Origin of the sequence: Streptomyces botrytidirepellens (assembly GCF_003721215.1) — a bacterium.
GTDB lineage: Bacteria > Actinomycetota > Actinomycetes > Streptomycetales > Streptomycetaceae > Streptomyces > Streptomyces himastatinicus.
Genome location: NZ_RIBZ01000678.1, coordinates 1 through 6,051, shown reverse-complemented (window position 1 = coordinate 6,051; position 6,051 = coordinate 1). Strand labels below are relative to the sequence as shown.

Sequence of the window (6,051 nt, the reverse complement as noted above, 5' to 3'; positions counted from 1 at the left end):
GCGGCGAGGCCGCCGGGGCCGCCCGCCGCCAGGGCGGGCAGTGGCTCGAAGGCGGTCACCACCGTGAAGCCGGACGTCCCCGCCGCCTCCCGTGCGCACGCCGACTCCGGACCGCCGGGCCCCAGCCGCACCGGGTCGGCCAGCCGCTCCCGCGCCAGCGCGAGGCGCGGCTCGTCCGTGTCGACCCCGCAGACGTCCGCGCCGCGTCCGGCCGCCATGAGGAGGGCGAGCCCCGAGCCGCAGCCCAGGCCCAGCAGCCGCGTTCCGGCGCCGATGTCCAGCCGTTCGTACACGGCCTCGTACAGCGGCACCAGCATCCGCTCCTGGATCTCCGCCCAGTCGCGGGCGCGGTCGTGGGGGTCCGCCGTGCGCGGCGGGGAGGGGTGCGGGCGGCGCCGCCGTACGAGCGTAGATGTCATCGAAAGGGCCCCAATCAGCGAAGAGCAGTGCCGTCGTCAGATCCGCCGTTGTGCGCCAGGGGGTGCCGTGTGGATGGTGCCGGGCTCTTCCACAGGACACCCGCTCGTCGCGTCCCACCCCCGTATGCCAGAGAACTCCGCATCCGTCCCCGCGTCCAGAGCTTTCACGGCCGTGCTTGCGTGCCCCCTCCGTGCGCCCCCGCACGCCCTCGTATCCGCCCCGCTCCCGAGGGCGCCGCGACCGCTCCCGGTCCGCCCCGGGCGATAATTCGCCGTGGTCGGCCGCGCCGCCGCCGTACGATCGGCGGCATGGCCAAGGCACCCGTTCTCACCCCGCGCGCGGAGGACTTTCCGCGCTGGTACCAGGATGTGATCAACAAGGCCGAGCTGGCCGAGAACGGTCCGGTGCGCGGCACCATGGTCATCCGACCGTACGGCTACGGGCTGTGGGAGCGGATGCAGGGCGACCTGGACGCCCGCATCAAGGCGGTGGGCGTCCAGAACGCGTACTTCCCCCTCTTCATCCCGCAGTCGTATCTGACGCGGGAGGCCGAGCACGTCGAGGGTTTCGCGCCCGAGCTCGCGGTCGTCACCCATGGCGGCGGCAAGGAGTTGGAGGAGCCGGTGGTGGTCCGGCCCACCTCCGAGACGATCGTCAACGAGTACTTCTCGAAGTGGGTGCAGAGCTACCGCGATCTGCCGCTGCTGATCAACCAGTGGGCCAATGTGGTGCGTTGGGAGCTGCGGCCCCGGCTCTTCCTGCGGACGACCGAATTCCTCTGGCAGGAGGGCCACACCGCCCATGCCACGTGCGAGGACGCCCGGGAGTTCGCCGCCCGCATCCACCGCGACGTCTACGCCGACTTCATGGAGAACGTGCTCGCCATGGACGTCGTCCTGGGGCGCAAGACCGCCCGGGAGCGCTTCGCGGGCGCCGTCAACACCCTCACCCTCGAAGGGATGATGGGCGACGGCAAGGCGCTCCAGCTGGGCACCAGCCATGAGCTGGGCCAGAACTTCGCCCGCGCCTTCAACACCCGCTATCTGTCCCGGGACGGCGAGCAGGAGCTGGTCTGGCAGACCTCCTGGGGCAGCACGACCCGCATGGTCGGCGCGCTGGTGATGATGCACGGCGACGACGACGGGCTGCGGCTGCCGCCCCGGCTGGCCCCGGTCCAGGCCGTCGTCCTCGCGGTCAAGGGCGACCCCGCGGTGCTGGCCGCGGTCCGCGAGACGGGCGACCGGCTGGCGGCGGCGGGCGTCCGGGTCCGGGTCGACGACCGCGCCGACATCCCCTTCGGCCGCCGCGCCGTCGACTGGGAACTGCGGGGCGTACCGGTGCGCGTCGAGATCGGCCCGCGCGATCTGGAGGCCGGTACCGCCACGCTCGCCCGGCGGATCCCGGGCGGCAAGGAACCGGTGCGCACCGACCTGCTGGCCGAGGCGGTGCCGAAGGCGCTGGAGGAGGACCAGGCGCTGCTGCTGCGCCAGGCGCGGGAGCGCCGCATGGCGCGCACGGTGGAGGCGCGGACCGTGGAGGAGGCCGCGGAGGCGGCGGCCGCGGGCGGCTGGGCGCGCATCCGGTGGACCGACCTGGGCCCGGAGGGCGAGGTCGCGCTCGCCGAGCGGGCGGTGTCCGTACGGTGTCTCGTCACCGAGGACGGGGCGGTGCCGGACGCCGATGACGCGCCAGGTAACGTCGCCTATGTGGCGCGCGCCTATTGAGCGGCGGCTCCGAGCGGCGTCCGGGCGACGCGGGGTCCGCGGGCCGGTGGCCCCGGGCGGTCCGGTGTCTACGGGCGGGCCGTACGGGCCGTACGAGGTGGTACGTACCGCCTTGGTGCGCCGTGGGCGGCTCATCCATGCATGTGCGCACCCGCCCTCGTCGCGACGCATCAGCGCTGAACTGACTGGTACGTGCAAATTATTTGAGATGCCCCGGAATCGGAACACCGGGCGGCTCCTGCTCGTTAGCACGACGTGAGCACGACACCACCTGTACTCGCCGCAGAGCTGGCACAGGCGTGGGCCGATATTCAACGGCACCACCCCGAGCTGCCAGATCTCGCCGCGCCCGAATCGCTGATCGGAGAGTCGTCGTCCGCATGTGGCGCCGAGCTCTCCTTCGAACGGCTGCTGCACGAGGCAGTCCATGGCATCGCCGCAGCCCGCGGTGTCCGTGACACCTCGCGCGCCGGCCGCTACCACAACCGCCGGTTCCTGGCGATCGCCGAGGAGCTGGGTCTCGACCACTCCGAGGAGCCGCATCCCAGCAGTGGCTTCTCGCTGGTCACCCTCAGTCCCGAGGCGAGAAAGCGCTATCGCACCACGATCGACCGGCTGCACCGCGCCCTCAAGGCGCACACCGTCGCGACCGCCGCCGAGACCTCCCGCGCCTTCCGCGGCCCCGCGGCGCGGCACGGTTCGTCCGGGGGCGGCGTCCGGGTCAAGGCGGTGTGCGACTGCGGGCGCAACGTCCGCGTCGTTCCGTCGGTGCTGGCCCAGGCGCCGATCATGTGCGGTGGCTGCGGGAAGCCCTTCCGGATTCCGGACGCGGTGGCCGCGGTCGGCTGACCGGTCACGGTGTGGCAGAATGGTCCGCTGTACTCGACAGCCGACCAGGACCCCTCTCTCCTCCGGCTGACGCGTCCATCGGGCACTCGGGTACCGCAACCCCACGCGGCACTTCGCAGTGCTCAACCACGTCAAGACCAGGAGACACCACTCCCGTGGCAGTCAAGATCAAGCTGAAGCGTCTGGGCAAGATCCGTTCGCCTCACTACCGCATCGTCGTCGCCGACTCCCGCACCCGCCGTGACGGCCGGGCCATCGAGGAGATCGGCCTGTACCACCCGGTGCAGAACCCGTCGCGCATCGAGGTCGACTCGGACCGCGTGCAGCACTGGCTGAAGGTCGGCGCCCAGCCGACCGAGCCGGTGCTCGCCATCCTGAAGGTCACCGGCGACTGGCAGAAGTTCAAGGGCCTGCCCGCCCCGGCTCCGATGAAGGTCGCCGAGCCGAAGGCCGACAAGCGCGCCCTGTTCGAGGCCGCGGCCAAGGACGCCGGTGACGAGCCGAAGGGTGAGGCCATCACCCCGAAGGCGAAGAAGTCCGAGAAGAAGTCGGACGAGGCGGCCGAGGCTGCTGAGTCCACCGCGTCGACCGAGGCCTGAGGATGCTCGAGGAAGCCCTCGAGCACCTGGTGAAGGGCATCGTCGACAACCCCGACGACGTGCAGGTCGCCTCGCGCAACCTGCGTCGCGGACGCGTGCTCGAGGTCCGGGTCCACCCTGATGACCTGGGCAAGGTGATCGGCCGCAACGGCCGCACCGCCCGCGCGCTGCGCACCGTCGTGGGCGCCATCGGCGGCCGTGGGATCCGCGTCGACCTCGTCGACGTGGATCAGGTCAGCTGAGAGGCGATCAAGAGGAGCACCGGCACGGGCCGGGGAGGGCCTTGGGCCGTCCCCGGCCCGTGTGCGTGAAGGCCCGTGTGCGGGAAAGGGACATGCATCGTGCAGTTGGTTGTCGCGCGGATCGGCCGTGCCCATGGCATCAAGGGCGAGGTCACCGTCGAGGTGCGCACGGACGAGCCCGAGCTGAGGCTCGGCCCGGGCGCCGTGCTGGCCACCGAGCCCGCCTCGGCCGGGCCGCTGACCATCGAGACCGGCCGGGTGCACAGCGGCCGGCTGCTGCTGCGCTTCGAGGGGGTGCGGGACCGTACGGGCGCGGAGGCGCTGCGCAACGTGCTGCTCATCGCGGAGGTCGACCCCGAAGAGGTCCCCGAGGACCCCGAGGAGTTCTACGACCACCAGCTGATCGACCTCGACGTGGTCACCGTGGACGGCACGGCGGTCGGCCGGATCTCCGAGATCTCCCATCTGCCGTACCAGGACCTGTTGATCGTGAAGCGGCCCGACGGCGGCGAGGTCATGATCCCGTTCGTCTCCGAGATGGTGCCGGAGATCGATCTGGAGGAGCAGCGCGCGGTCATCGACCCGCCGCCGGGACTGCTGGACGAGGCCGAGGCGGAGATCGCCACCGGCCGTGAGGAGGCGCCGTCATGAGGCTCGACGTCGTCACGATCTTCCCGGAGTACCTGGAGCCGCTGAACGTCTCGCTGGTCGGCAAGGCGCGCGCCCGCGGCGTGCTCGACGTCCGCGTCCACGACCTGCGCTCCTGGACGCACGACCGGCACAACACGGTCGACGACACCCCGTACGGCGGCGGCCCCGGCATGGTCATGAAGCCCGAGCCCTGGGGCGAGGCGCTGGACGCGATCATCGCGTCGGGCGAGGGCGAGGGGCTGCCCAAGCCGACGCTGGTGGTGCCCACCCCGAGCGGCCGCCCGTTCACCCAGACCCTCGCGGTGGAGCTGTCCGAGCGCCCCTGGCTGGTCTTCGCTCCGGCGCGCTACGAGGGCATCGACCGGCGGGTGATCGAGGAGTACGGGGAGCGGCTGGAGATCCACGAGGTCTCCATCGGCGACTACGTCCTGGCGGGCGGCGAGGCCGCGGTCCTGGTGATCACCGAGGCCGTCGCCCGGCTGCTGCCCGGTGTCCTGGGCAACGCCGAGTCGCACCAGGACGACTCCTTCGCCCCGGGCGCGATGGCCGACCTGCTGGAGGGTCCCGTCTACACCAAGCCCCCCGAGTGGCGCGGCCGGGGCATCCCGGAGGTGCTGGTCAGCGGCCATCACGGCAAGATCGCCCGGTGGCGCAGGGACGAGGCGTTCCGCCGCACCAGCGCCCACCGCCCCGATCTGATCGAACGCTGCGACCCGGCGACGCTCGACAAGCACGACCGCGCGCTCCTGGCCGATCTCGGCTGGGAGGAGCTGCCGGGGGCGGGCGAAACCGGGGGACGGGCCCGATTTGGGCGGCCACACCGGGCCGTGGAAGAATAGGCCGCTGCCGTACGTCCGGGCGTGCGCCCCTGCCACAGGGGGACCGACGCTCGCCCGATGAGGGCGGCACTCCGAATCAACATTCCGATATGCCGCTGATGACCTGTGGCATCAGCGAAGAAAGCAGACGATCATGTCTCACCTGCTCGACAACGTCGACTCCGCGTCGCTGCGCAGCGACATCCCGACCTTCCGCCCCGGCGACACGGTCAACGTTCACGTCCGCGTCATCGAGGGCAACCGCTCGCGTGTCCAGCAGTTCAAGGGCGTCGTCATCCGCCGCCAGGGCTCCGGCGTGCGGGAGACCTTCACCGTCCGCAAGGTGAGCTTCAGCGTCGGCGTCGAGCGCACCTTCCCGGTGCACACCCCGATCGTCGAGAAGATCGAGGTCGTCACCCGCGGTGACGTGCGCCGTGCGAAGCTGTACTACCTGCGTGACCTCCGCGGCAAGGCCGCGAAGATCAAGGAGAAGCGCACCAGCTGAGTTTTGCTCGACTACTGAGCTCCCGTCGGATGTCCCGGCCGGGCCGGATAGGCTCTCGCCCGATGGACATCGAAGGACGGCTCGCGGAGCGCGATCGCTCCTCCTGTTCCGACCCGGAGCACGAGGAGCGATCGCGCTCTTCGCATACCCCGGAGGAGCCCCCGGCGGAGCAGCCTCCCGCGGAGGAGCCCTCCGCGGACCAGCCCCCCGCCGGGCGTCGCCCGCGGGCGGGGGCGCCCGGCG

Annotated in this window: 8 protein-coding genes and 1 pseudogene; 8 read left to right on the top strand and 1 reads right to left on the bottom strand. The window is 71.7% G+C overall.

Going from position 1 to position 6,051, the window contains the following annotated elements:
* Positions 1–419, bottom strand: a 419-nt coding sequence (locus EEJ42_RS35520) for a methyltransferase domain-containing protein (protein ID WP_342778377.1), incomplete at its 3' end; no start/stop codon positions are given.
* Positions 420–728: 309 nt separating this feature from the next.
* On the opposite strand from EEJ42_RS35520, the gene proS reads away from it, so the two are divergent.
* The 8 genes and pseudogenes from proS to EEJ42_RS52020 form a co-directional block, all read left to right on the top strand.
* Entirely contained in the window at positions 729–2,144 is a 1,416-nt protein-coding gene (gene proS / locus EEJ42_RS35515; RefSeq protein WP_123106331.1) for a proline--tRNA ligase, read from the top strand.
* 255 nt (positions 2,145–2,399) lie between these two features.
* Entirely contained in the window at positions 2,400–2,993 is a 594-nt protein-coding gene (locus EEJ42_RS35510; RefSeq protein ID WP_009714740.1) for a hypothetical protein, read from the top strand.
* Between the two features lie 155 nt (positions 2,994–3,148).
* Positions 3,149–3,592 (top strand): 30S ribosomal protein S16, encoded by a 444-nt coding sequence (rpsP, locus tag EEJ42_RS35505; protein WP_009714739.1) that lies wholly within the window; start codon positions 3,149–3,151, stop codon positions 3,590–3,592.
* A gap of 2 nt (positions 3,593–3,594) precedes the next feature.
* The gene (locus EEJ42_RS35500; RefSeq protein ID WP_003958958.1) at positions 3,595–3,834 is read left to right on the top strand and encodes an RNA-binding protein; all 240 of its coding nucleotides are present in this window, start codon (positions 3,595–3,597) and stop codon (positions 3,832–3,834) included.
* Between the two features lie 99 nt (positions 3,835–3,933).
* Positions 3,934–4,485 carry a ribosome maturation factor RimM gene (rimM, locus tag EEJ42_RS35495; RefSeq protein WP_123106330.1) on the top strand — a complete coding sequence of 184 codons (552 nt, stop codon included), beginning with the start codon at positions 3,934–3,936 and terminating at the stop codon, positions 4,483–4,485.
* Entirely contained in the window at positions 4,482–5,324 is an 843-nt protein-coding gene (trmD, locus tag EEJ42_RS35490; RefSeq protein WP_123106329.1) for a tRNA (guanosine(37)-N1)-methyltransferase TrmD, read from the top strand. The genes rimM and trmD overlap by 4 nt, the downstream gene beginning before the upstream one ends.
* Before the next feature lie 133 nt (positions 5,325–5,457).
* The gene (rplS, locus tag EEJ42_RS35485; protein WP_123106328.1) at positions 5,458–5,808 is read left to right on the top strand and encodes a 50S ribosomal protein L19; all 351 of its coding nucleotides are present in this window, start codon (positions 5,458–5,460) and stop codon (positions 5,806–5,808) included.
* 62 nt (positions 5,809–5,870) lie between these two features.
* Positions 5,871–6,051 (top strand): annotated as a pseudogene (locus EEJ42_RS52020) (hypothetical protein); the annotation flags it as partial.

What these genes read in the sequence shown, in the direction of transcription:
- proS (WP_123106331.1), top strand. Translation starts at nt 729, where the DNA reads ATGGCCAAGGCACCCGTTCTCACCCCGCGCGCGGAGGACTTTCCGCGC.
- EEJ42_RS35500 (WP_003958958.1), top strand. Translation starts at nt 3,595, where the DNA reads ATGCTCGAGGAAGCCCTCGAGCACCTGGTGAAGGGCATCGTCGACAAC.
- trmD (WP_123106329.1), top strand. Translation starts at nt 4,482, where the DNA reads ATGAGGCTCGACGTCGTCACGATCTTCCCGGAGTACCTGGAGCCGCTG.
- rplS (WP_123106328.1), top strand. Translation starts at nt 5,458, where the DNA reads ATGTCTCACCTGCTCGACAACGTCGACTCCGCGTCGCTGCGCAGCGAC.